Source organism: Nonomuraea purpurea, from assembly GCF_042650645.1.
Lineage (GTDB): Bacteria > Actinomycetota > Actinomycetes > Streptosporangiales > Streptosporangiaceae > Nonomuraea > Nonomuraea purpurea.
Genome location: NZ_JBHSBI010000004.1, coordinates 411,941 through 434,991 on the forward strand (window position 1 = coordinate 411,941; position 23,051 = coordinate 434,991).

Below are 23,051 nucleotides of genomic sequence, written 5' to 3' on the forward strand. Positions count from 1 at the left end.
TCCTCATGATTCCTTGCTCGCTCATGAGCCCTCCCGAGTCGTCTCCACAGGCCACGGTAGCCAGGCGCGCACCACGAACTCCCCTGCCGGAGTCGCGCCGTGTTCGAGCCGCCCGCCCGCCAGCTCCGCGCGTTCTGTGAGCCCGATGAGCCCGGCGCCCGCGCCGGGGATGCGCGGCGCGTGGCGCGTGGCCAGCGGGTTGCGCACCTCCGCCGACAGCCCCTTGCCGCGCTCCCCGTCGACGGCGACCTCCACGGGCGCTCCGCCCGCGTGTTTGCGCGCGTTGGTGAGCGCTTCCTGGACGATGCGGTAGAGGTTGCGGCCGAGCCCCTCCGGCGCGTCCTCGGCCCGCAGGTCGAGCCGGACGTCCATGCCCGCCTGCCGGCACTCCTCCACCAGCGCCGGCAGGTCGGCGAGCGTCGGCTGCGGCCGGTCGGGCACCGGGTCCTCCTCGCCTGAGCCGGTGTGGCGCAGCACGCCGATCACCTCGCGCAGGTCCTGCAGCGCCTGGTGGGCGTTGGTCCTGATGGCCCCGGCGGTCCTGGCGATCTCGTCGGGGGGCGCGTCCGAGCGGAACTCCAGCGCGCCCGCGTGCAGGCTGAGCATCGAGATGCGGTGGGCGAGCACGTCGTGCATCTCCCTGGCGATGCGCTCGCGTTCGAGCCGCTTGGCGTCCTCGGCCGCGGTCGCGGCCTGCTGCCTGAGCGACCAGACGAGCTGCCGCCTGGCCCGGATGACGATGCCCCACGCGAACGCGGTCAGCACGATGGCCGACGTGAGCACCGCCGCCGCCCCTGGGCTCATGTCGTCGGGCGGTCTGAGCATGATGTACGGAGCCAGCGTCACCAGGGACAGCAGCACGACCGGCCCGGAGATCTTGAACGGCCGGTGGACTGCCACGGTGAACAGCGCCACCACCGACGCCCCGCCCACCAGCTCCAGGAAGGCCGAGAACACGGCGGTCACCACCGCAAGCCCAACCGGCCACCGACGCCTGAGCCACACGCCGATGCACGCCAGCGCCCCCATGACCTGTTCCAGGGCGATCAGCGGCTCGGGTTCGTCCTGGATCTCCGGCAGGGTCACCAGGGTGAGGCCGCTGGCCAGCAGGAACATGACGATGTCGACGATCCAGTCGCGGGTCGAGCGGTGCACCCGGCGTCCGTCGCGGCCGTCTCCGAGCAGCACCGACGGCAGCGCCCACCGGTATTCGCCCGTGGCGCCCTCTCCCCGCGGTCGTGTCACGTTCACCGAGGTTAAGCCCTGCCGGGGGCGCGGCGACACCGACCAAAGTCGGTGTCGCCGCAGACCTAGGGCCGACGCGGGCGCGGGGCCCGTCCCGCCACTGTGGAGTCATGAAAGAGCTCGTCAAGGTGCTCGGCTGGCTGGTGCTCCTGCAGGGAGTGGCCGGCCTGGTGAACACCCTGCTCGGATGGTGGCGGTGGGCGCATGACCTGCTCCTGGTCAACCTCCTGCCGTTCCTGGATGGCTATGAGGTGTTCGCGGCCATCGTGATGATCGTGCTGGGCTGGGTGCTGATCGGCATGGCCGGGTCGCTGGGCAGGACGGAGGAGGAGCAGTGAACGCGACCACCGGGTTGCGCCCGCCGCGCAACCAGGCCGACCCGAGGGCGGTCCCGTGGTGGACGGTCCAGTGGCTGATCCTGATGGTGCCGGTGGCCGCCGCGGCGGTGGCGGCGTACTGGATCCTCACCGAGCGGCCGGTCCTGCTGGGCGCGGGGGTGGCGGTGTTCGCCGCGGGGTGTGTGGCGCTCGCGCTGGTCGCGCCCAGGGCCTACTACCGGGTGGAGCGGTGGGAGGTCACCGACCAGGCCGTCTACACGCGCAAGGGGTGGCTGACGCACACCTGGAAGGTGGCCCCGATGTCGCGGATCCAGCGGGTCGACACCGCGCGGGGGCCGGTGCAGCGGCTGTTCGGGCTGGCCGACGTCACGGTGACCACCGCTTCGTCCGCGGGGGCGATCAAGATCGAGGCGCTGGATCACGAGCTGGCGGCCGAGCTGGCCGAACGCCTGACCGCGATCACACAGGCGACGCCAGGGGACGCGACGTGAGCGGCCCGCCCTCGGCCGAGGAGGTCGGGGACGCCGGCTGGGCCCCGCTGTCCGGCCGCAGCCTGTGGGCCTCCGGGGTCAAGTCGCTGGTGATCGTGGCCGGCGCGGTGGCCGGGCTGCTGCGCCTCCTGCTGGGCGGTGACTGGCCGGTGGGCGGGATCGTCGCCGCCTGCGCGGGGGCCGCGGTGCTGATCGTGGCGGCCATGCTGGCCTATGACGGGGCCAGGCTCCGTACGACGCGCTGGCGCCTGACCCGGGAACGCCTGGAGCTGCGTTCCGGCATCACCGTCCGTCAGCATCGCTCGATCCCGCGCGACCGGGTGCGCAGCGTGGACCTGCGGGCCGATCCGGTGTGCAGGGCGTTCGGGCTGACCGTGGTCAAAATCGGCACGGGCGAGCACGCGGGCGAGGGCGACGAGCTGGTTCTCGACCCCCTGTCCAAGCACGAGGCCGAGGCGCTGCGCCGCACGCTGCTGCGACAGGAGCACGAGCGCGCCGCGCCGCAGGACGGGCCGCTGGCCGAGCTGCGCTGGTCGTGGATCAGGTACGCCCCGCTGTCGGTGTGGACGTTCACCGGTGCCGCGCTGCTGCTCGGCGGGGTCTACAAGGTGCTCGGCTCCTTCGGGCTCAAAGGGCTGGCCGGCCGGGCGGCGAGCGGCCTGTGGGACTGGGTGACGGCGCAGCCGCTGGTCGCGATCCCGCTGCTGCTGGCCGTGAACGCGGTCGCCGGCGCGCTCGGCGCGGCCCTGCTGTTCGCCGAGTCGTGGGCCCGCTACCGGCTCGAACGCGAGCCCGGCCGGCTCCGGCTGCGGCGCGGCCTGCTGACGGTCCGTTCGCTGACGCTGGAGGAGCGCAGGCTGCGCGGGGTCGAGCTCAGCGAGCCGCTGCTGCTGAGGATGGGCGGAGGGGCGCGCGTCAAGACCGTCGCCACCGGGCTCGGCAAGGCGGGCGAGCACGAGACCGAGGACGTGGCCGCGCTCACCCCGCCGGTCCCCCGCGCCCTGGCCGCGCAGGTCGCCGCCAGGATCGCCGGGGTCTCCCCCGCCGTCTTCGCCGGGTTGGCGCCGCATCCGCGCGCGGCCGGGAGACGGCGGATCGTGCGGGCGCTGGCGACGTTCGCGGTGCTGAGCGCGGCGACCGCGCTCGCGACGCTGCTGCTGCCCGTGCCCTGGCTCTGGCTGATCCCCGCGGTGGCGCTGCCTGCCGGGCTCTGGGCGGCCGTGGCGGGCGCGGCGAGCCTCGGGCACGCGCTGGGCGAGCGTCATCTCCTCGCCAGGAGGGGCGCGGTGGCGCGGCGGACGATCGCGCTGGAGCGCCGGGGCATCTCGGGCTGGACGTTCAGCGAGTCGTACTTCCAGCGCCGCTCCGGCCTGCTGACCGTCTCGGCCGCCACCGCCGCGGGCAAGGGCCGCTACGACGTGGTGGACGTGGGCCGCGGTGACGGGCTCGACCTGGCCGCGCGGGCCGTGCCGGGGCTGCTGGAGCCGTTCCTGGTCCGCGATGGGATGCCCGCACGGCAATGAGCCGCGGGATCCCCCGTGGCTTGCCCATGCCCCTGTACTGGACAAACATGATCTCGCGGCTCAATGTCGTACAAGACCCACGGTATTTGCCCCGCTTGCAGCCGGGTTGCAGCCGCGTTAACCGCCGACCGGGGTGACCAGCCAGGATGACGGTCCGCACACGCGTGGCGGCGGCGCAGGAGAGCCTCCGACGCCGCCGCCACGCGTGTGCCTCTAACTGCCGGCCGGCTGCTTGCCGAGCTGGGCCATGAACGCCTTCGCCGCCGTCATGACGCCGTCCACCGCTTCCTTCTCGGCCATGAACTCGACCTTCGGCGAGTTGGTCGGCTCGTCCTCGGGCCGCTGGTGGCCGGAGAAGTCGACGCTGACGACGACCGGGCCCTCGCGCATCAGCACCGAGGCGCTGGAGGCCGACACCTCGCCGTGCCTGGACCGTACGAACTGCTGGTAGGCCTGGTCGCCCAGACCCTTGACGTCCACCAGTCCGCCCCAGGTCATGCCGCCGATCGATGAGTCCGCGGTGTTCTTGTCGCGGCCGTACTCGCTGGCGTAGTACGCCTTGGCGGCGGGCTCGTCGGCCGCGCCCGCCCGGTTGGCGAAGCGGTGGACCGTGATCAGCACGCTGCGGATCTTCTTCTTGCCCTCGCCGCCCGGCAGCTCGAGGTTGAGCCAGCGGCACTCGGTCTGGCTGTCGGGGCCGTCCTCCATGCCGCGCGCTCGCGTGGTGGGCTCGGGCACCAGCCGCGTGGCCACATCGGTGATGGCGCCGCACTCTGCGGGGAAGGCGGCCAGCGCGGTCGGCGACGGCGTCGGCCTGGCGCTCGGCGAGAGCGTGGCCGTCGAGGAGGGCGGCTGGGCCAGGACGCCGGGGTAGCGCGCCTGCCAGGCGGCCACGCCCTTGGCGAACTGGCCCGCCAGCGAGCCGGCCTCGCGCAGCGCGTTCTCCTCCGTGACCGACTGCATGCTCTCGTTGGACAGGATCTGGGCGTCCTTGCGCTGCTGGCCCGCCTGGTACTTGATCTCGATCGTCATGTCGCCGACCCGGGCGACGGCCTTGCCGAAGGCGTACCACAGCAGCTTGCCGTCGCGGCGCCAGGTGTACTGGGCGAACGCGCCTTCGCCGACGCCCTGGACGTCCTTGACCGGGGAGATGTACTCCTTCTCGTCGGGGTCGAGCGAGGGCTTGGCGGTCGCGCCGTACTTGCCGCTGCGGTAGTCGCTCTCGAAGGAGTTCTGCGCCACCGCCCTGCCGGTCTTGGGCCCGTCGCCCTTGTGCTGGGAGATCTTCACGTCGACTTCCCTGGACCGCCAGAACTCGCCGAATGAGATGCGCTGGTTCGTCCAGTTGCATCTGAAGTCGACCGTGTAGTCGCCGTCCCTGGCCGAGTTGGACACAGTCGCGTCCGGCACCAGCCGGTCGGCCTCCTCCCGGGGCAGCATGGCGCACACGTCGGGGCCCGTGGCCTTGGCGGCCGCGGGCGGGGACGAGCGCTCGCCGCTCGGCCCGGACGCGGGCGGCGCGCCGGAGCCCGAGACCCCGCCGAAGACGAGGTAGGCTCCCACGCCGCCGGCCGCGACCAGCACGACCAGGGCGGCGGCCAGCGTGGGCAGCACCCACGCGGGACGCCCGGGCCGAGGCGGCATGCCGGGCGCCAGGCCGGAAGGCAGGGTCGGCGGCTGGGCAGGCGGCTTCATCGGTGGCTCGAACTGCCTGCCCGGCACCCGGTAAGGGTTGGTCGGCGGCTCGTACTCGCTACCGGGATTCACGGGGACTCCTGGGGTTGCCCTGACTTGCGGGAAAACATGCTAGTCACACCCCTTGCAAGGTGCTTGCAGCGCGATAGATCAATTTGACCTGGACAGCGCCTGGGAGACCAGGCGGGCGACCGCTTCGGCAGGCGCCTTGTCCTCGGGAGCCGAGGCCGGCACGTCCTCACGGCGCCAGATCACCTCGCCGAGCAGATTACTTGTCCGGAACAGCAGGATGCTGTCGGAAGTTCCGGTTTCGTTGGAGTTCAGGTAGAACCTGAAGGCGTTCTGGACGATCGCCGACTCCCCCACTCCGTCGACGTCGCCGACCTTGCCGCGCGCGTCGCGCGACACCGCGCCCTCGGCCGCGCCGCGGGTGCTCTTCTCGCTGGTGAAGCGACGCTCCGCCACCTGGGGGCCGCTGAGGTCGCCGTTGGGCTTCTCCGCCCAGACGCGGACGACGAGGCGGCGGTTCTGCCCCTGGTCGCGGATGATCCACTGGCACTCGCCCGGCCTGGACCGGCCGCTGTCCGGGTCAGGCCGGCCCTTCATGAGCCGGGCGGCGTCGGCGTCGCCGAGCAGTTCGCACGGGTCGGGCGCCGTGACGAACCTGCCCGTCTCCGGCCCGCCACGCAGCGCGCCCGCCGCGTACCAGCCGCCCGCGCCCAGCGCCACGACGGCGGCCAGCACGGCGGGCAGCAGCCACCGGCGCTTCCCCGTGGCGGAACGCGGCACGGGAGCGCCGCCGGCCAGGCCGGTCAGCACCTGGCGGACCTGGGAGGCCGTGGGCCGGACCGCGGGGTCCTTGGCGAGCATGGCCACCAGCAGACCGCCGAGCTCGCGGCCCGCCCTGGCCGGGAACGGCGGCTCGTGCAGCAGCACCGCCGCCACCACCGCCGCGGACAACTCCCGCTCGAACGGCGCTCTGCCCTCCACGGCGGTGTAGAGGCTGGCGCCGAGCGACCACAGGTCGGAGGCCGGTCCTGAGGGCTGCTCGTTGAGCCGCTCCGGGGCCATGTAGCCGGGCGAGCCCGCGCCGGCGAACTTGTGGCCGCCGCCCACCGGCACCGCGATGCCGAAGTCGGTGAGCATGGCCGAGCCGTCGGCCTCGAGCAGGATGTTGGCCGGCTTGACGTCGTGGTGGAGCATGCCGTGCGTGTGGGCGACCTCCAGCGCCGACAGCACGCGCAGCCCGACCGCCGCCACGAACGCGGGCGGCAGCGGCCCCTGCTCCCTGATGACCTTGTCGAGCGAACGGCCGGAGACGATGTCCATGATGATCCACGGCTGGTCGCCTTCGAGGACGACGTCGTGGACCACGACGATGGCCGGGTCACGCAGCCGGCCCGCGGACCTGGCCTCGTGGATGGCCCGGTCGGCGAACTCCGCCCGCTCGCGCGGGGTCAGCCCTTCCGGCACCCGCACCTGCTTGACCGCGACCTGCCGGTCGAGGATCTCGTCGATCGCCCGCCACACGGTGCCGGCGCCACCCTGTCCGAGCCGCTCGATCAGCCGGTAACGGCCTGCCAGGAGGTAGAGGTCACCCGGCATCGCGCAACGCCTGTACGCTCGCCTGAGCCGCTCTCAGGGCCGACTGCCTGATGTCCTCGTCGGTCGGCCTCTCCGCGAGGGTGGAGTATTCGACGCCGACCACCAGATTGGCCAGCCGGTAGTAGACGTGGGCGGAGTGGATGCGGCCCGTCGGGCCCTTCAGCTCGAAGCCGAACGCCTCCTCACCGACGCCGGCGACCGGGTGCACCGGGGTGCGGGTGGCCTTCCTCTTGTCCTTCACGCCGATCTCCGGCCAGGTCCACGTGAGCTCGTCGTACTTGTTCCACCAGCGCTTCTGGCTTTCGAGGAGCGCGTGAGCGGAGACCGGCGTCATGGACCACGGATCGACGGTGTCGGAGTCCTTCTGCACCTGCAGGCCGATGCCGGTGCCCTGGATCGGCCAGCCGCACTTGGGGCCCTCGTCGTCGGCGTCGGGCTGCCCCTTGGGCGGATTCTGCGTACGCAGCAGCCTGCCGGCCTCCTCCGCGCTGATCAGCGTGCACACGTCCATGGGCGCCGTGAACGCCGCCGGCGTCCCCGCGCTCTGGCCGCGCAGCACGAAGAAGACCGCAACCGCGGCGACCACGACCACCGCCGTGGCCGCGGCGACCCACACGACGACCCTGCCGCGCCCGGGCACCCGGCTCGGGGCGGTCACGTCCTGGCTGATCTGCAGCCTCGGCGCCGGCCCGCCCGAGGCCACCTGCCGCAGCGCCTGCACGACCATGCGCGGATCGGGACGGGCTGCGGGCCGGCCAGCCATCATCGCCGACAGCAGCGGCCCCAGCGGCCCCGAGGCGACCGGCACGGGCTGCGTCAGCGTGGCGCGCACCCGCTGGGCCGCCGAGCCCGAGTAGGCGGGGGCGCCGGTCAGCGCGACGTAGATCGTGGCGCCGAGCGACCACAGGTCGCTGGCCGGCCCGCCGGGGTGGCCTTCGAGCCGCTCCGGCGCGATGAAACCGGGCGAGCCGATCATCAGGCCCTGCTCGGTGAGCGTCGCCTGGCCCTCCTGCCTGGCGATGCCGAAGTCGGTGAGCACGACCCGGCCGCTCTCGGTCAAAAAGATGTTGCCCGGCTTGACGTCGCGGTGCTGCATCCCCTGCGCGTGGGCGACCGACAGCGCCTCCAGCACGTCGGCGCCGACCTTGGCGGCGTGGGCGGGCGGCAGGGGCCCGAAGTCGCGCACGGTCTCGGCCAGCGTGCGGCCCCGCAGCAGCTCCATCACCAGCCACGGACGGTCCTGCTCGACGACCACGTCGTGCAGCGCCACGATGCCGGGGTGGCGCAGCCGCGCGGTGGCCTGCGCCTCGCGCACCGCCCTGGTCACCGAGTCGGCACGCTCCTTGGGCGACATGCCCTCGGGCAGTGTGAGCTCCTTGACCGCGACCTCGCGGTCGAGCATCTCGTCCCTGGCCAGCCACACTTTCCCCATGCCACCGGCACCCAGAGGGCGCAGGAGCGCGTAGCGGCCGGCGAGTCTTCCCGAGGACATAAGGGAGAGGGTAGCCAGTATTGGGGCATCCGCTAAACAGATCCCCATCGACCGGCATGGCCCGCGCCGACGCGTTCCCGTCGGGCGGGGGATCTTGCGTTCCTGTCGGTCACCCTCTCTATGGTCTTGGTTCGTGGATCCGGTTCAAGGCACTCTCGACGAGCTCGGCACGCCGCTGAGCGACGTCACGTTCGTCGTGTTCGACCTCGAGACGACCGGAGGCGCGCCCGCGGAGGACGCGATCACCGAGATCGGCGCGGTCAAGGTGCGGGCGGGCGAGGTGCTCGGCGAGTTCTCCACGCTGGTCGACCCCGGGGGGCCGATACCGCCGTTCATCTCCGTGCTGACCGGCATCACCGACGCCATGGTCGTGGCCGCGCCCCGCATCGAGGCGGTGCTGCCGAGCTTCCTGGAGTTCATCCGCGGCGCCACGCTGGTGGCCCACAACGCGAGCTTCGACACGCGCTTCGTCAAGGCCGCCTGCGCGGGCCTCGGCTATCCCCCGCCGTCCAACCCCGTCGTCGACACCGTCGACCTGGCCCGCCGCGTGCTGACCCGCGACGAGATCCCCAACGCCAAGCTGTCGACGCTGGCCAGGTTCTTCCGCAGCCCCACCGAGCCGTGCCACCGTGCCCTGCAGGACGCCAGGGCCACCGTCGACGTGCTCCACGGGCTCATCGAGCGGGCCGGGTCCTTCCAGGTCCACACGCTCGAAGAGCTCAAGTCGTTCGTCCGCGCCCCCACGCCCGAGCAGCAGGCCAAGCGCCATCTGGCCGATTCCGTGCCGCACGCCCCCGGCGTCTACCTCTTCGAGGACGAACGCGGCGAGGTCCTCTACATCGGCAAGAGCACCAACCTGCGCAACCGCGTGCGCTCCTACTTCACCGCCGGCGAGACCCGCCCGCGCATCCGCGAGATGATCGGCATCGCCGAGCGGGTGCGCCACATCGTCTGCTCGACCTCCTTGGAGGCCGAGGTCAGGGAGCTGCGCCTGATCGGCGGCGCCAAGCCCCGCTACAACCGCCGCTCCCGCTTCCCCGAGAAGGTCGTCTGGCTCAAGCTCACGACCGACCTCTTCCCCCGGCTGTCGATCGTGCGCGAGGTCAAGGACGACGGCGCCACCTACCTGGGCCCCTTCGCCAGCGCCCGCATGGCCGACGACGCCCGCATCGCCCTGCACGAGGCCGTCCCGCTGCGCCAGTGCACCCAGCCGATCACGCTGCGCACCCGGCGCGCGGCCTGCGTCCTGCGCGAGATGGGCCGCTGCGGAGCGCCGTGCGAGGGCGGGGAGAGCCAGGAGGAGTACGCCGTCCACGTCGAAAGCGCCCGCCGCGCCATGACGCTCGACGCCGGGCTCGTCTTCTCCGCCGTGTCGGCCCGCATGGAGCGGCTGTCGGTCGAGCAGCGCTACGAGGAGGCCTCCGTCGACCGCGACAGGCTGGCCGCCTTCGTCCGCGCGGCGGCCCGCATGCAGCGGCTGAGCGCCATCACGCGCATCCCGCAGCTCGTCGCGGCCAGCCCGGCGTTCGGGGGCGGCTGGGACATCCACGTCGTCCGGTACGGCCGGCTCGCGGCGGCCGGGGTCATGCGCAAGGGCACCCACCCGACCCCTTTCGTGGCCTCGCTGACCGCCACCGCCGAGGTCGTCCTGCCCGGTCCAGGCCCGGTGCACGCGGCCAGCGCGGAGGAGACCGAGTGCATCCTGCGCTGGCTGGAGTCGCCGGGGGTGCGGCTGGTGGAGGTCGACGGCGAATGGAGCCTGCCCGCCCAGGGGGCCGCCCGGCACAAGGCCAGGATCGACCTGGCATACCGGCACCTCGATCGGTCGCGCGGTCGGGAGGGGCGACCTTTGAGGTGAAACGATAGAGTTGCTCCATGGTCACGGCTATCGTCCACATCAATACCGAGGTAGACCGGATCCCGGAGGTCGCCCAGACGATCGCCGAGATCGACGGTGTCAGCGAGGTCTACTCCATAACCGGCGAGTACGACCTGCTGGCCATGGTGCGGGTGGCCGCCTACGAGGAGGTCGCCGAGGTGGTCCCCGGGCGGATCAACAAGGTGGCCGGGGTGCTGCACACCGAGACTCACATCGCCTTCCGCGCCTACTCCAAGCACGACCTGGACGCGGCCTTCTCCATCGGCTTCCCCGAAGCCGACTGACCCCGCCCCTCCATTCGAGGCGGCGCGTCCCGCGCGACGCCGACGGGCCCGGACGAGAGATTCTCGTCCGGGCCCGTGTCGCGTCAGGGGTCAGTGCCTGAGGCTGCCGCGGTCCTCACCGCCGCCGGAGCCGATCGCGGCCGGCTCCTCCTCGTCGTGCCCGTGCCCGTGCTCGCTCTCCAGCGGGATCTTCTCCCCGCCGTAGGCCTTCGACATACGCGCGCGCAGCTTGCCGAGCGGCCCGCGCATGCCCTTCGGCGGGATGCCCTCGGTGTCCTCGGCGACCGGCAACATCGCCACCGGCTCCTTGCCCTTGACGTGGGCCTGGATGTCCTCCGCCGGCGGCGTGTGGACCTCGATGTACTCGCCGTGCGGCAGCCGCTTGATCACACCGGACTCCACACCGTGCCCGGTGACCGCCGCGTCGGAACGCTGCAGGCCGAGACAGATGCGGTAGGTGATCATGTAGGCCAGCGCCGGAGCGGCGAAGACCAGCACGCGGCCGGCGTACGTCGTCCAGTTGAGGCTGATGTGGAAGAACGCCGAGATCTCGTCGTTGGCGCCCAGCAGCCACAGCACGCCGTAGAACGCGATGGCCGACATGCCGATCGAGGTGCGGTGCGGGTTGTTGCGCGGCCGGTCGGCGACGTGGTGCTCGCGGTGGTCGCCCGTCACCCAGCGTTCGATGAACGGGTAGAGCGCCAGCCCGGTCATGATGATGCCCATCGGCACCAGGGCCGGGATGATGACGCTCAGCGGCAGCGTGCCCGCATGGGAGGCGCCGAAGAGGTTGATCTCCCACGCCGGCATGAGGCGCAGCGCGCCTTCGAGGAAGCCCATGTAGAAGTCGGGCTGCGAACCCGCCGACACGTCGGCCGGGGTGTAGGGGCCGAACAGCCAGATCGGGTTGATCTGGGTGAACGTCGCCAGGCCCGAGACCACGGCCAGCGTGAACAGGAAGTAGGCGCCCGCCTTGGCCATGAAGGCCGGGTAGAACGGCGCGCCCACCACGTTCTTGTTGCTGCGTGCCTTGCCGGGCATCTGGGTGTGCTTCTGCACCCACATGAGCACCATGTGGGCCGTCACGAGCGCCAGGATGATGCCCGGGATGAGCAGGATGTGCAGCGCGTAGAACCGGGAGACGACATCCTCACCCGGATATTCGCCGCCGAACAGGAAGAACGTGATGTACGTACCGACCAGCGGCAGCGAGATCGCCACGCCCTCGGTGATCCGCAGACCGGCGCCGGACAGCAGGTCGTCGGGGAGGGAGTAGCCGGTCAGACCCTCGGCCAGCGCCAGCGTCAGCAGCAGCACGCCGATGATCCAGTTGAGCTCGCGCGGCTTGCGGTAGGCGCCGGTGAAGAACACGCGCAGCGCGTGGACCATCATGCCGGCCACGAAGAGCAGGGCCGCCCAGTGGTGCATCTGCCGCATCAGCAGTCCACCCCGGACGTCGAAGCTGATCTCCAGCGACGACGCGTAGGCCTGCGACATCATGACGCCCCGCAGCGGCGCGTACGAGCCGTCGTAGACGACCTCGGCCATGCTGGGCTTGAACCAGAACGTCAGGAACGTACCGGTCAGCAGCAGGATGATGAACGAGTAGAGCGCGATCTCCCCCAGCAGGAACGACCAGTGGTCGGGGAAGATCTTGCGCATGTTGCGCTTGAGGAAGCTGGCCCCGCCCAGGCGCTCATCGAGGAAGTTCGAGGGCCCGGCGATGCCCTTGGGCACCGTGTTCAGCTCGGCGCTCATGCCTGGCCTCCCTTCTGCCTCGCCTCGGCCTCGGCGTCGCCGCGCTCCCAGTAGCTGGGCCCGACGGGCACGTTGAAGTCTCCCTGGGCGATGAGGAAGCCCTCGGCGTCGACCGTGATCGGCAGCTGCGGCAGCGGCCGCGCGGCCGGGCCGAAGATGACCTTCGCGCCGTCGGCGGCGTCGAACGTCGACTGATGGCAGGGGCAGAGGATGTGGTGGGTGTTCTGCTCGTACAGGGCCGCGGGGCAGCCCACGTGGGTGCAGATCTTGGAGTAGGCGACGATGCCGTCGTGGATCCAGTTCTGCCTGACGCCGCTCTTGATCTCCTCGGGGCGGAACTTGATCAGGATCAGCGTGGCCTTGGCCAGGGCGTTGAGGTCGTGCTGGTAGCCCTCGGGGACGACCGACAGGATGCCGCCGGGCGAGTTGAAGTCGGCGGCGCGGATCGGCTGGCCCGTGCCCTCGACGACGAGCCTGAGCGGCTTGCCCTCCTTGGTCTTCTCACCCCAGACCGTGTGGCGCAGCGTCTTGTTGAACTGGGAGGCCGGCATCTTGCTGTTGTCCAGGTCGCGCAGCAGCACCACCGGGACCAGGCCCAGCGGCGCGGCGGCCAGCAGCAGCGTGCGGCGCAACAGCTTGCGCTTGACGAAGCCGCTCTCGTTGGCGCCGTCGACGAACGTGTCGGCGACGACCTCGCGGTCCTCCTCGGCGGAGGCCATCGGGTGGCGCTCCTGGACCAGGGAGTACTTCGGCATGATCTGGCGCACCCAGATCACGATGCCGGCCGCGAGCCCGAGGATCGCGACCGTCAGCGAGGTGCCCAACGCGAGGTTGGACGTGCCGGTGGCCTCCGGGCTGCCCACCTGGAAGACCACGTAGGAGATGATGAACGCGATGGCCGCGAGGAACGTGATCGTGAAGCAGAGCGCCACGATCTTCTCCGCCTTGCGGGCCTTCGCCTCGTCCGGGAACGTGACGCCCGGCACCTCGCGCTCGGCCTCGGGGGTTTCCGCGGTGCCGAGCATCGAGGTGCCCGGCGCGGGGGTGCCGATGACGCGCTTGGGGACGCGCTCGTCCGGCTGCTCGATCTCGTGCTCGTTGTCTGTCATGGCTTGTGTCGCTTCTTCGCGGTGATCCAGATGGCGGCGAGGGCGAGGGCGCCGATGCCCACGATCCACGCCACGAGGCCTTCGGTGACCGGGCCGATGCGCCCGAGGGCGAAACCTCCCGGGTCGCGCTGCTCGCGCACCTGCGTGATGTAGGCGATCATGCTGCGCTTCTCTTCCGGCGTGATCGTCGAGTCGTTGAAGACCGGCATCGCCTGCGGGCCCGTGACCATCGCCTCGTAGATCTGCGTCGGGGTCGCCTCATTGAGGTTGGGGGCGTACTTGCCCTGGGTGAGGGCGCCACCGGCGCCGACCCAGTTGTGGCACTGGATGCAGTTGGCGCGGAAGAGCTCGCCGCCCTTGCCGGCGTCGCCGAGCTTGGGGTCGACCTGCTCGGCGCCCGGCACCTGCGGGCCGCCGCCGAGCGACTGCACGTAGGCGGCGATCTGCCTGGTGGTCGTCTCGTTGACCCAGTGGGGCAGAGGCTTGCGGGGAGCCTGCGGTCCGGGGTTGGACGCGGGCATGCGGCCGGTGCTCATCTGGAAGTCGACTGCGGCGGCTCCGACACCGATGAGCGTGGGGGCCGTGCCGGTCCTGCCCTCGGCGTTCATGCCGTGGCAGCTCGCGCAGTGCTTGACGAACAAGCTCTTGCCTGCGGCCACGTCGTCGACCTTGCCTGCCGCCAACGCGGCGTCGGCAGGCTTGCCCGCCTGGACAAAGGCCGCGTATGCCGTCCCGACCAGCGCCAACGCCAAAATCAGGACGGCATATCTCGCGAGGGGATGCCGCCTCCAAGCGGTGATCCTAGTCACAGAGATCCCGTTCCTTAACGAATGATGTAAATGGTCGCGAAAAGACCAATCCAGACGACGTCAACGAAGTGCCAGTAGTAGGACACGACGATCGCGCTGGTGGCCTGCTCATGCGTGAAGCGCTTCGCGGCGTACGTGCGTCCCAGCATGAACAGGAACGCGATCAGGCCACCGGTCACGTGCAGGCCGTGGAAGCCCGTCGTCAGGTAGAACACCGAAGTGTAGGCGTTAGCGGACAAGGTCGCGCCCTCTGACGCCAGCTCAATGTACTCGTACAGCTGCCCGGCCACGAAGACCGCGCCCATGATGAAGCTGACGATGTACCAGAAGCGGAGCTTGCCGACCTGCCCCTTCTCCGCGGCCCACACGCCGAGCTGGCACGTCACACTCGACAGAACCAGGATGATCGTGTTGGCCGTCGCGAACGGGATGTTCAGGTGAGCGCCTTCTGCGAGCTCCATGCCCGCTTTCTGCAGCGAGGGACCCCATTCGAGGCCCTTGCCGATGCTCACCGACCGGATGGTGAAGTACATCGCGAACAGCGCCGCGAAGAACATGAGCTCGGAGGACAGCCAGACGATCGTACCGACGCTGACCAGATTGGGTCTGCGGTACGACTGTGCTGTCGTCGTCGAAGTTATTGCGGATGCTGTCGCCACGGGCAGCATTATTGCGGCTCCGGTGGTCGGTCCGGCGCACGACCCCCCGTTAGGAGGCGCGAACCACGTACCAACCTGGGATAATCAGCACAAAACGCCCCGCAGGCCCGGCGGCCTGGGTTTGCACGCCGACGCACCGGTACGATCCATTGTGACAATACCGCTACGACCGATAGTGAGCGCGACAGTGACGTCCTCTGGGAGCACCGACGACACGATGAGGGTCCTCGTCTACAGCGACGACGCCGCCACCAGGGCCGAGGTGATCCAGGCCATCGGCAGGCGCCCGGCGGCCGACGTGCCCTTCGTCGAGATCGTGGAGTGCGCCACCGAGCCCAAGGTGCACCAGTGGCTGGGCTCGGGCGACATCGACGTGGCCGTCCTCGACGGCGAGACGCAGCCCGCGGGCGGCATGGGCGTCTCCCGCCAGGCCAAGGACGAGGTCTACGACTGCCCTCCCGTCTGCCTGATCATCGCCAGGCGCGACGACCGCTGGCTGGCCGACTGGTCCAAGGCCGACGCCGTCGTCTCCCAGCCCCTTGAGCCCATCGTCGTGGCCGACACCGTGGCCGACCTGATGCGCCGCCGCTCCGCCACCCGTCTCAACGCCAAGTAGGTGCCCCATGGACTCCCGGACGACCTGGCCTGCCCTGCTTTCCGCTCTCCTGTCCGGAGAGCACCTGACCTCTGACGAGACGGCCTGGGCGATGCGGGAGATCATGTCCGGCTCCGCCACCCCGGCCCAGATCGCGGGCTTCGCGATCGCCCTGCGGGCCAAGGGCGAGACGGTGGCCGAGGTCGTCGGGCTGGCTCGGACGATGCTGGAGCTGGCCACGCCGCTGAGCGTCGACGGCCCGGTCGTCGACATCGTGGGCACCGGCGGCGACCGCGCCCACACCGTGAACGTCTCCACGATGGCCGCCGTCGTGGCCGCCGCGGCGGGCGCCCGCGTCGTCAAGCACGGCAACCGCGCCGCCTCCTCCTCATGCGGGGCCGCCGACGTCCTCGAGCACCTGGGCATCCGCCTCGACCTCACGCCCGCGCAGACGGCCCAGGTGGCCCACGAGGCGGGCATCGCGTTCTGCTTCGCCCCCGTCTACCACCCCGCGCTGCGCTTCGCCGGGCCGCCGCGCAAGGAGATCGGCGTCCCCACGGTCTTCAACTTCCTCGGCCCGCTCACCAACCCCGCCCGCCCCTCGGCCCAGGCCATCGGCGTCTTCGACGCCCGGATGCTGCCCGTCCTGGCGGGCGTCTTCGCAGAACGCGGCGTGTCCGCCCTGGTCTTCCGCGGCGACGACGGGCTCGACGAGCTGACCATCGCCACCACCTCGACCGTCTGGGTCGTCAAGGACGGCACCGCCACGCAGACCACCTTCGACCCGTCCCGCCTCGGCATCCCCCGCGCCGACGTGGGCGCGCTGCGGGGCGGCGACGTGGCGTTCAACGCCCAGGCGGTGCACGACCTGGTGGGCGGCAAGACGGGTCCCGTACGCGACGCCGTCCTGCTCAACGCGGCCGCGGCCCTGGTGGCCCTCGACGGACTCGGCGACGATCTCGACTCGGCCATGGCCGACGCGTACGCGCGGGCGGCCCAGGCGATCGACTCGGGCGCGGCCTCGGCCACCCTCGACCGCTGGATCCGAACCAGCGCCGCCTTCACCCCGGCCTCCTGACCCCAAGCACCCCGGAGCCGAACGCCTACGGCTCCGGGTCATGCGGCCGCGACCAGGTCAGGGCGACGTACGGCCAGGAAGCCAACGGGCGTTGTGAAGGCCCGAGTCCCTTGGCGGCGGTCGAGGAGCCGGGGTACGAGGAGGGGCGAGCGGGCGTGGTAAAGGCCCGGGCCCGCCGTTCCTGTCAGAAGGTGATCGTGGGGCCGTCCTTCAGCGAGCTCCACTTGAGCCACTGCTTCCAGTCCTCCTGCCAGTGCCCCCACCCGTTGGTGGGCTCCAGCTTCCGCGGCGACCCCGTGATGATGATCGGATCCCCGATCAGGGTGTTCTTGATGAACCAGACGGCGTTCTCCGGGCTGATGTTCACGCATCCGTGGCTGACGTTGGAGTTCCCCTGCGATCCCACCGACCACGGCGCGCTGTGCACGTACTCGCCGCTGTTGGAGATCCGCACGGTGTTGTAGACGGTCAGCTGGTAGTACCCGGCAGAGCCCGGCCCGATCCCCGGGGAGGTCATGACGGTGACGGGCTCGCGCGACATCGCCAGGTGGACGCCCGAGGTCGTGTAGTACTTCCACTGCCCGCCCTGCCCGGCGCTCATCGGCATGGTGCGGATCTTCTTGCCGTCCCGCCGCACCGTGAGCACGTGGTTGTCGGTGCTGCCCTTGGTGATCTGCGAGCGGCCGATCTTGAAGTCGAGCTTGACGTCGCGCTTGCCGAACATCTGCGGCCCCCCGCGTACGCCGGCCAGCTTGGCCTCCAGGCGGACGTTGGTGTGCGCAGGCCAGTACTCCAGCGGCCGGAAGTCGACGTGCGTGTCGTCGAACCAGTGCCAGGCCCCCTCGACCGGCCTGGAGCTGCGGATGATGAGGTTGCGCTCCACGGACACCCGGTCGGCGATCGGGTTGTCGAAGGTGATCATGACGGGCATGCCGACCCCGACGGTGAGGCCGGTGTCGTCCTTGTTCGGGGTGACCGTCTTGATGTCGAAGGTCTTGCCGCCCTTGACCGTGGAGAACGTGCTGCTCCGCTCCCCCTCTTTGCCCTCGGGGTTCACGGAGACGGCCGTGACCTTGTACACGGTGCCGGGCCTGGCGGTGCCCAGGCTGCGCCAGCGGGTGCCGTCCTCGCTCAGCACGCCCTTCAGCGGGCCGGACTTGCCCCCGTCCACCCGTACGCTCTTGAGCGTGCCCCCCTGGGCCGCCACGACCAGGGGCTGGTCCGTGGGCACGTTTGCGGTCTTGTCGGCCGGAGAGAACGACACAGAGGCTTCTGGCGCCTTCTGGCCGACCATCGCCACCCCGTCGGGGTCCTCCGCCGAGCACGCCGTCAGCAGTGCCAAGGCCAGCAGACCGGCCGATCCATACGCAACACGCCCCACGTGTGACTCCCTAAACAGTCGTGCCTATAGCGGCAGTCCGCATAGCAGACTTCTCATTACTACCCTGAGTGATCGAATCACCACATCGGAGCACTGGTAAAGAACACCAAAAAGCGGACGCCCTCTCCCAAGGGAGAGGACGCCCGCCTCAGAGCTTCGGGTACGTGGCCTCAGTGTGAGAAGTGGCCCCGGTAGTACTGGAAGACGAACCCGATCATGGACATGATCACCAGGAAGACGCCGATCAGGAACATCCAGAAGCCGATCACGAACCCGGCGAAGGCGAAGGCCGCCGCCAGGCACACGAACAGCGGCCACCAGCTGCTCGGGGGGAAGAACCCGAGCTCGCCCGCGCCGTCACTGATGTCGGCCTGCTTGTTGTCCTCCGGCTGCTCGCCGATGCGCCGCGCGGTGAACATCAGGTAGTAGCCCACCATGAACGCGAAGCCGACCGAGATGGCCATGGCCGTGGTGCCGACAGGCTCGCCTTCGCCCGTCGCCGACTTGGTCCAGAACCAGTAGGCGACGTCTACACCGGCGAAGAACAGGCCACAAGCGAGGAAGAGCCAACCCTGGACCTTCATCAGGCCTCAACCTCCTGCGCCGACTTGGCGGAGACGTGCGGATAGTGCAGGTCGAACGCGGGTCGTTCGGACCTGATGCGCGGCAGCGAGGTGAAGTTGTGCCGCGGCGGCGGGCAGGAGGTCGCCCATTCGAGCGAGCCGCCGTAGCCCCAGGGGTCGTCGACGGTGACCTTGGGCGCGCTGCGCCAGGTCTTCCAGACGTTGTAGAAGAACGGCAGCGTCGAGGCGCCCAGCAGGAACGCGCCCACCGACGAGATCATGTTGAGGTCGGTGAAGCCGTCGGCCGCGCTGTAGTCGGCGTAGCGACGCGGGAAGCCGAGCATGCCCAGCCAGTGCTGGATGAGGAAGGTGGCGTGGAAGCCGATGAACAGCAGCCAGAAGTGCACCTTGCCCAGCTTGTCGTCGAGCATCTTGCCGGTGAACTTGGGCCACCAGAAGTAGAAGCCCGCGAACATGGCGAACACGACGGTGCCGAAGACCACGTAGTGGAAGTGGGCGACGACGAAGTAGGTGTCGCTGATGTGGAAGTCGAGCGGCGGCGAGGCCAGGATGACGCCCGTCAGACCGCCCAGGAGGAAGGTGATGAGGAAGCCGACGGAGAACAACATCGGCGACTCGAAGGACAGGTGACCGCGCCACATCGTGCCGATCCAGTTGAAGAACTTCACGCCCGTCGGCACCGCGATGAGGAACGTCATGAACGAGAAGAACGGCAACAGCACCTGCCCGGTCGGGAACATGTGGTGCGCCCAGACCGTGATGGACAGACCGGCGATCGAGATCGTCGCGGCCACGAGGCTGATGTAACCGAAGATCGGCTTGCGGCTGAAGACCGGCAGGATCTCGGTCACGATGCCGAAGAACGGCAGCGCGATGATGTAGACCTCGGGATGGCCGAAGAACCAGAACAGGTGCTGCCACAACAGCGCCCCGCCGTTGTCCGGAGAGAAGATGTGGGTGCCGAGCTTGCGGTCGGCCTCCAGGGCCAGCAGCGCGGCGGCCAGCACCGGGAAGGCCATCAGCACGAGCATGCTGGTCAGCAGGACGTTCCAGGTGAAGATCGGCATGCGGAACATGGTCATGCCGGGGGCGCGCATGCAGACGATCGTGGTGATGAAGTTGACGGAGCCGAGGATCGTGCCGAGGCCCGACAGGGCCAGACCCATGATCCACAGGTCGCTGCCGATGCCGGGCGAGCTGATCGCGCTCGACAGCGGCGTGTAGGCGAACCAGCCGAAGGAGGCCGCCCCGCCGGGGGTGAAGAAGCCGGAGACGGCGATGATGCTGCCGAACAGGTAGAGCCAGTAGCTGACCATGTTCAGGCGGGGGAACGCCACGTCGGGGGCGCCGATCTGCAGCGGCATCAGCTCGTTGGCGAAGCCGGCGAACAGCGGCGTCGCGAACATCAGCAGCATGATCGTGCCGTGCATGGTGAACAGCTGGTTGAACTGCTCGTTCGTGGTGATCTGCAGCCCCGGCTGCGCGAGCTCGGCCCGCATGATCAACGCCATCACGCCGCCGATGAGGAAGAAGGCGAACGACGTGATCAGGTACAGGTGCCCGATGATCTTGTGATCGGTCGTGGACAGCCACTTGGCGAGGATCTGCCCCTTGGTGGTGGGCGCGATCGGCGTCCTGATTGGTTCTTGGATGGCGGTCACTGGGCACTCCCAGCCTGTTGGGTCGCGATGTACTGGTCGAACTCAGCCTGCGGAACGAGCTTCACCGAGAACAGCATCCTGCTGTGGTCGACGCCACACAGCTCGGCGCAGCGGCCGGCGAAGACGCCTCGCTTGTCCAGCGTCGTGATCTCGAACTTGCGACCCGGGTTGCCCTCGGGGATGCCGGGGATGACGTCGCGCTTGAACAGGAACTCCGGCACCCAGAACGAGTGGATGACGTCGTCGGTCGACAGGTCGAACTCGACCTTGGAGTTCGCCGGCAGAACCAACTGGGGGCCCTGGTTGTAGTCGTGCACCGGCACGCCGGCGACCGGCTGGAGCGTCTGGCCCTTGTAGGTGGTGGTGAAGCGCCAGCTCCACTGGAACGCCTCGACCTTGACCTTGACGGGGGCGTCGCCGCTCACACGGGCGAGCGTCTCGCTGTCGCGGGCGGTGAAGAAGAAGAACACCGACACCATGACCAGCGGGATCACCGTGTAGAGGATCTCGATGGGCAGGTTGTAGCGCACCTGCGGAGGAAGCTCCGCCTTGGCCCTGCGCTTACGGTGGAAGATCGAGGCCCACACGATCAGGACGATGACGACTGCGCCCGTGGCGAGTGCGGCGATCCAGGCCCCGTTCCACAGACTCTGGACCACGCCACCCTGCTCGGTGATGTGGTCGGGAAGAAGGCCACGAGACCAGTTGGCCTCGGGGACGTCATTAGCACACGCCGTAGCAGTGGCCAGCAGCAACGCCAAAGCGGCGGTGCGTGGCACCCTGCGCCGGGCCAACGAACGCCGCGTCGTACGGCGAGTCGGACTCACGGATCGCCTACCCCACAGATGAAGCCCAAGAGTCTTTCCCTTGGGCGCTCGTATTTCCAGATGCACAGCTGATTGCAGACACATTAGCGTGCATGGGCCTCGCCCTCCCGCGCGACCCCTGTATGCCGTCGGAAGTGGGACGATAAGTCTCGTGGCGTATTTCGACGCGGCTTCGAGCGAGCCGCTCCACCCCCAGGCACGCGAGGCGCTTCTGGCGGCTGTCGACGTCGGCTGGGCCGACCCCGCGAGACTTTACGGCCAGGCCCGCCGCGCGCACCTGCTGCTCGAGCAGGCCCGCACGGAGGTGGCCGAGGTGCTCGGCGCACGGCCGGACGAGGTGTCGTTCACCTCTTCCGGCACGCAGGCCGTACATCTCGGCGTCCTCGGCACCCTACACGGCAGAAGGAGGGTCGGGCGTCATCTGGTCACGAGCGCGGTCGAGCACTCCAGCGTCCTGCACGCCGGCGGCGTGCACGAACGCGACGGCGGCTCGGTGGAGACGGTGGGCGTGGACATTACGGGGCGAGTCGATCTCGACCAGTTCGCGCAGGCTGTGGCCGGGCCGGGCACCGCGCTGGCCTGCCTGCAGAGCGCCAACCACGAGGTCGGCACCCTGCAGCCGGTGGCGCAGGCGGCCGCCGAGTGCCGCAAGCACGGCGTCCCGCTGCTGGTGGACGCGGCGCAGACGGCGGGCAGGACGCCTGTCCCGCCGGGCTGGTCGGTGCTGACGGCCAGCGCGCACAAATGGGGCGGGCCCGCGGGGGTGGGCGTGCTGGTGGTGCGCAAGGGAACGCGGTTCCGCTCGTTCCTGCCCGAGGACGAGCGCGAGCGGCGGCGGGTGCCGGGGTTCGAGAACGTCCCCGCGATCGTGGCCGCGGCGGCGGCCCTGCGCGCGATGGCCGCGGAGGCGCACGAGCAGGCGCGGCTTTCCGAGCTCGTCACCAGGATCAGGGACACGGTGCCGAAGGTGGTGCCCGATGTCGAGGTCATCGGCGATCCCGATGACCGGGCGCCTCACATCGTGACCTTTTCGTGCCTGTACGTCGACGGCGAGGCGCTGCTGACCGAGCTCGACAAGGCCGGATTCGCCGTATCGTCCGGAAGTTCGTGCACCGCTAGTACGCTTCGTCCATCGCACGTCCTCGAAGCGATGGGCGTGCTCACGCATGGGAATGTCCGGGTGTCGCTGCCCAGGGGCGCCTCCGCGGCCGAGGTCGACAGGTTTCTCGCGGTGCTGCCCGATCTGGTGCGCCGCATCCGCCAGGACGCAGGAGTCGCATGACCGAGGTTACCCAGCCGGCTTTGACGATCGACGCGCTCGGCAAGAAGTGCCCGATCCCGATCATCATGCTGGCCGCGCAGATCAACGACGTTCCGCTCAACGCCGTGATCGCGGTGCTCGCGGACGATCCGGCGGCGTACACGGACGTGCCCGCGTGGTGCAGGCTGAAGTCGCATCGGCATGTGGGCTCGTACGAGCTGCCCGACGGCGGGTGGGCGATCCACGTCAGGCGAAACTACTGACTCCCCCTGAAGTGGGTAGGGGCTCCGCGAAGGAGGAATTTCTGGACTTTCGGGGGAAAGCCATGACCAGCGGACATCCACACGAGACCGCACGCGACCTGATGAGCTCGGGAACCGAGTGCGTCAGCTCGCACGAGACGCTCGACCGGGCCGCGCAGATGATGCGCACCATGAACGTGGGCGCACTGCCCGTGTGCGGGCCAGACGACCGCCTGGCGGGCATCATCACCGACCGCGACATCGTCGTGAAGTGCGTGGCGGCCGGGCACGACCCCGCGAAGGTGACGGCGGGAGAGCTGGCCACCGGGCTGGTCTGGGTGCCGGCCGACGCCACCGTCGAGGAGGCGCTGGAGCGCATGGAGAAGCACCAGATCAAGCGCCTGCCGGTGATCGACAACCACCGGCTCGTCGGCATGATCAGCGAGGCCGACCTGGCCAAGCACCTGCCGGACGACCAGCTCGCCGAATTCGTGCACCGCGTCTACGCCAGGGGCTGAGAGCACGGCCCTCAGCC

22 protein-coding genes are annotated in these 23,051 nt (G+C 70.0%); 10 read left to right on the forward strand and 12 right to left on the reverse strand.

The window, feature by feature from the left end; genetic code table 11:
* Positions 1 to 21 precede the first annotated feature (21 nt).
* A complete protein-coding gene (locus ACFOY2_RS10820; RefSeq protein WP_379527820.1) occupies positions 22 to 1,245 on the reverse strand; it encodes a sensor histidine kinase in 1,224 nt (407 codons plus the stop codon).
* 110 nt (positions 1,246 to 1,355) lie between these two features.
* Between ACFOY2_RS10820 and ACFOY2_RS10825 the strand changes: the two genes are divergently transcribed.
* The 3 genes from ACFOY2_RS10825 to ACFOY2_RS10835 are packed head-to-tail and all read left to right on the forward strand — an operon-like array spanning position 1,356 to position 3,597.
* Positions 1,356 to 1,583, forward strand: coding sequence for a hypothetical protein (locus ACFOY2_RS10825; RefSeq protein ID WP_379527821.1), 228 nt, complete (start codon positions 1,356 to 1,358; stop codon positions 1,581 to 1,583).
* Positions 1,580 to 2,074: a PH domain-containing protein gene (locus ACFOY2_RS10830; RefSeq protein ID WP_379527822.1), complete on the forward strand. Its 495-nt coding sequence runs from the start codon at positions 1,580 to 1,582 to the stop codon at positions 2,072 to 2,074. The genes ACFOY2_RS10825 and ACFOY2_RS10830 overlap by 4 nt, the downstream gene beginning before the upstream one ends.
* Positions 2,071 to 3,597, forward strand: a complete 1,527-nt coding sequence (locus ACFOY2_RS10835) for a PH domain-containing protein (RefSeq protein WP_379527823.1) — start codon at positions 2,071 to 2,073, stop codon at positions 3,595 to 3,597. Before ACFOY2_RS10830 ends, ACFOY2_RS10835 begins: the two co-directional genes overlap by 4 nt.
* Positions 3,598 to 3,810: 213 nt before the next feature.
* Here the strand turns inward: ACFOY2_RS10835 and ACFOY2_RS10840 are convergent, their stop codons facing one another.
* The 3 genes from ACFOY2_RS10840 to ACFOY2_RS10850 form a co-directional block, all read right to left on the reverse strand.
* Entirely contained in the window at positions 3,811 to 5,364 is a 1,554-nt protein-coding gene (locus tag ACFOY2_RS10840) for a hypothetical protein (protein WP_379527824.1), read from the reverse strand.
* Positions 5,365 to 5,442: 78 nt separating this feature from the next.
* Positions 5,443 to 6,897 carry a serine/threonine-protein kinase gene (locus tag ACFOY2_RS10845; RefSeq protein ID WP_379527825.1) on the reverse strand — a complete coding sequence of 485 codons (1,455 nt, stop codon included), beginning with the start codon at positions 6,895 to 6,897 and terminating at the stop codon, positions 5,443 to 5,445.
* Positions 6,887 to 8,389, reverse strand: a complete 1,503-nt coding sequence (locus ACFOY2_RS10850) for a serine/threonine-protein kinase (RefSeq protein WP_379527826.1) — start codon at positions 8,387 to 8,389, stop codon at positions 6,887 to 6,889. The genes ACFOY2_RS10845 and ACFOY2_RS10850 overlap by 11 nt, the downstream gene beginning before the upstream one ends.
* Positions 8,390 to 8,522: 133 nt before the next feature.
* Between ACFOY2_RS10850 and ACFOY2_RS10855 the strand changes: the two genes are divergently transcribed.
* A complete protein-coding gene (locus ACFOY2_RS10855; RefSeq protein ID WP_379527827.1) occupies positions 8,523 to 10,247 on the forward strand; it encodes a DEDD exonuclease domain-containing protein in 1,725 nt (574 codons plus the stop codon).
* Positions 10,248 to 10,264: 17 nt separating this feature from the next.
* Entirely contained in the window at positions 10,265 to 10,552 is a 288-nt protein-coding gene (locus tag ACFOY2_RS10860; protein WP_357805824.1) for an Lrp/AsnC family transcriptional regulator, read from the forward strand.
* Between the two features lie 90 nt (positions 10,553 to 10,642).
* On the opposite strand, the gene qcrB is transcribed toward ACFOY2_RS10860, so the two are convergent.
* The 4 genes from qcrB to ctaE are packed head-to-tail and all read right to left on the reverse strand — an operon-like array spanning position 10,643 to position 14,896.
* Complete coding sequence (gene qcrB / locus ACFOY2_RS10865) at positions 10,643 to 12,310, reverse strand: cytochrome bc1 complex cytochrome b subunit (protein ID WP_379527828.1); 1,668 nt, start codon at positions 12,308 to 12,310, stop codon at positions 10,643 to 10,645.
* Positions 12,307 to 13,419 carry a cytochrome bc1 complex Rieske iron-sulfur subunit gene (gene qcrA / locus ACFOY2_RS10870; RefSeq protein WP_379527829.1) on the reverse strand — a complete coding sequence of 371 codons (1,113 nt, stop codon included), beginning with the start codon at positions 13,417 to 13,419 and terminating at the stop codon, positions 12,307 to 12,309. Before qcrA ends, qcrB begins: the two co-directional genes overlap by 4 nt.
* Positions 13,416 to 14,228, reverse strand: coding sequence for a cytochrome bc1 complex diheme cytochrome c subunit (qcrC, locus tag ACFOY2_RS10875; RefSeq protein ID WP_379527830.1), 813 nt, complete (start codon positions 14,226 to 14,228; stop codon positions 13,416 to 13,418). The genes qcrA and qcrC overlap by 4 nt, the downstream gene beginning before the upstream one ends.
* 14 nt (positions 14,229 to 14,242) lie before the next feature.
* Positions 14,243 to 14,896 carry an aa3-type cytochrome oxidase subunit III gene (gene ctaE / locus ACFOY2_RS10880; RefSeq protein WP_357805819.1) on the reverse strand — a complete coding sequence of 218 codons (654 nt, stop codon included), beginning with the start codon at positions 14,894 to 14,896 and terminating at the stop codon, positions 14,243 to 14,245.
* A gap of 208 nt (positions 14,897 to 15,104) precedes the next feature.
* Here ctaE and ACFOY2_RS10885 point away from each other — a divergent pair, with 208 nt between their 5' ends.
* The gene (locus ACFOY2_RS10885) at positions 15,105 to 15,503 is read left to right on the forward strand and encodes a hypothetical protein (protein ID WP_379527891.1); all 399 of its coding nucleotides are present in this window, start codon (positions 15,105 to 15,107) and stop codon (positions 15,501 to 15,503) included.
* Between the two features lie 7 nt (positions 15,504 to 15,510).
* Entirely contained in the window at positions 15,511 to 16,560 is a 1,050-nt protein-coding gene (gene trpD, locus ACFOY2_RS10890; RefSeq protein WP_379527831.1) for an anthranilate phosphoribosyltransferase, read from the forward strand.
* 184 nt (positions 16,561 to 16,744) lie between these two features.
* Here the strand turns inward: trpD and ACFOY2_RS10895 are convergent, their stop codons facing one another.
* The 4 genes from ACFOY2_RS10895 to ctaC all read right to left on the reverse strand — a co-directional run bounded on the left by ACFOY2_RS10895 (position 16,745) and on the right by ctaC (position 21,013).
* Entirely contained in the window at positions 16,745 to 17,941 is a 1,197-nt protein-coding gene (locus ACFOY2_RS10895) for a L,D-transpeptidase (RefSeq protein WP_379527832.1), read from the reverse strand.
* Between the two features lie 170 nt (positions 17,942 to 18,111).
* Positions 18,112 to 18,525: a cytochrome c oxidase subunit 4 gene (locus ACFOY2_RS10900; RefSeq protein ID WP_357805813.1), complete on the reverse strand. Its 414-nt coding sequence runs from the start codon at positions 18,523 to 18,525 to the stop codon at positions 18,112 to 18,114.
* Positions 18,525 to 20,186, reverse strand: a complete 1,662-nt coding sequence (gene ctaD / locus ACFOY2_RS10905) for an aa3-type cytochrome oxidase subunit I (RefSeq protein ID WP_379527833.1) — start codon at positions 20,184 to 20,186, stop codon at positions 18,525 to 18,527. The genes ACFOY2_RS10900 and ctaD overlap by 1 nt, the downstream gene beginning before the upstream one ends.
* Positions 20,183 to 21,013, reverse strand: a complete 831-nt coding sequence (gene ctaC / locus ACFOY2_RS10910) for an aa3-type cytochrome oxidase subunit II (RefSeq protein WP_449290132.1) — start codon at positions 21,011 to 21,013, stop codon at positions 20,183 to 20,185. The genes ctaD and ctaC overlap by 4 nt, the downstream gene beginning before the upstream one ends.
* Before the next feature lie 151 nt (positions 21,014 to 21,164).
* Here ctaC and ACFOY2_RS10915 point away from each other — a divergent pair, with 151 nt between their 5' ends.
* The 3 genes from ACFOY2_RS10915 (at position 21,165) to ACFOY2_RS10925 (ending at position 23,034) form a co-directional block, all read left to right on the forward strand.
* Positions 21,165 to 22,295, forward strand: coding sequence for a cysteine desulfurase family protein (locus ACFOY2_RS10915; RefSeq protein WP_379527835.1), 1,131 nt, complete (start codon positions 21,165 to 21,167; stop codon positions 22,293 to 22,295).
* Positions 22,292 to 22,537 (forward strand): sulfurtransferase TusA family protein, encoded by a 246-nt coding sequence (locus tag ACFOY2_RS10920; RefSeq protein WP_357805805.1) that lies wholly within the window; start codon positions 22,292 to 22,294, stop codon positions 22,535 to 22,537. The genes ACFOY2_RS10915 and ACFOY2_RS10920 overlap by 4 nt, the downstream gene beginning before the upstream one ends.
* Before the next feature lie 62 nt (positions 22,538 to 22,599).
* Positions 22,600 to 23,034, forward strand: coding sequence for a CBS domain-containing protein (locus ACFOY2_RS10925; protein ID WP_357805804.1), 435 nt, complete (start codon positions 22,600 to 22,602; stop codon positions 23,032 to 23,034).
* The last annotated feature ends 17 nt before the right edge of the window (positions 23,035 to 23,051 follow it).

What these genes read in the sequence shown, in the direction of transcription:
- ACFOY2_RS10885 (WP_379527891.1), top strand. Translation starts at nt 15,105, where the DNA reads ATGAGGGTCCTCGTCTACAGCGACGACGCCGCCACCAGGGCCGAGGTG.
- ACFOY2_RS10825 (WP_379527821.1), top strand. Translation starts at nt 1,356, where the DNA reads ATGAAAGAGCTCGTCAAGGTGCTCGGCTGGCTGGTGCTCCTGCAGGGA.
- ACFOY2_RS10925 (WP_357805804.1), top strand. Translation starts at nt 22,600, where the DNA reads ATGACCAGCGGACATCCACACGAGACCGCACGCGACCTGATGAGCTCG.
- ACFOY2_RS10850 (WP_379527826.1), bottom strand. Translation starts at nt 8,389, where the DNA reads ATGTCCTCGGGAAGACTCGCCGGCCGCTACGCGCTCCTGCGCCCTCTG.
- ACFOY2_RS10845 (WP_379527825.1), bottom strand. Translation starts at nt 6,897, where the DNA reads ATGCCGGGTGACCTCTACCTCCTGGCAGGCCGTTACCGGCTGATCGAG.
- trpD (WP_379527831.1), top strand. Translation starts at nt 15,511, where the DNA reads ATGGACTCCCGGACGACCTGGCCTGCCCTGCTTTCCGCTCTCCTGTCC.
- qcrB (WP_379527828.1), bottom strand. Translation starts at nt 12,310, where the DNA reads ATGAGCGCCGAGCTGAACACGGTGCCCAAGGGCATCGCCGGGCCCTCG.
- ACFOY2_RS10860 (WP_357805824.1), top strand. Translation starts at nt 10,265, where the DNA reads ATGGTCACGGCTATCGTCCACATCAATACCGAGGTAGACCGGATCCCG.
- ACFOY2_RS10920 (WP_357805805.1), top strand. Translation starts at nt 22,292, where the DNA reads ATGACCGAGGTTACCCAGCCGGCTTTGACGATCGACGCGCTCGGCAAG.
- ctaE (WP_357805819.1), bottom strand. Translation starts at nt 14,896, where the DNA reads ATGCTGCCCGTGGCGACAGCATCCGCAATAACTTCGACGACGACAGCA.
- qcrA (WP_379527829.1), bottom strand. Translation starts at nt 13,419, where the DNA reads ATGACAGACAACGAGCACGAGATCGAGCAGCCGGACGAGCGCGTCCCC.
- ACFOY2_RS10900 (WP_357805813.1), bottom strand. Translation starts at nt 18,525, where the DNA reads ATGAAGGTCCAGGGTTGGCTCTTCCTCGCTTGTGGCCTGTTCTTCGCC.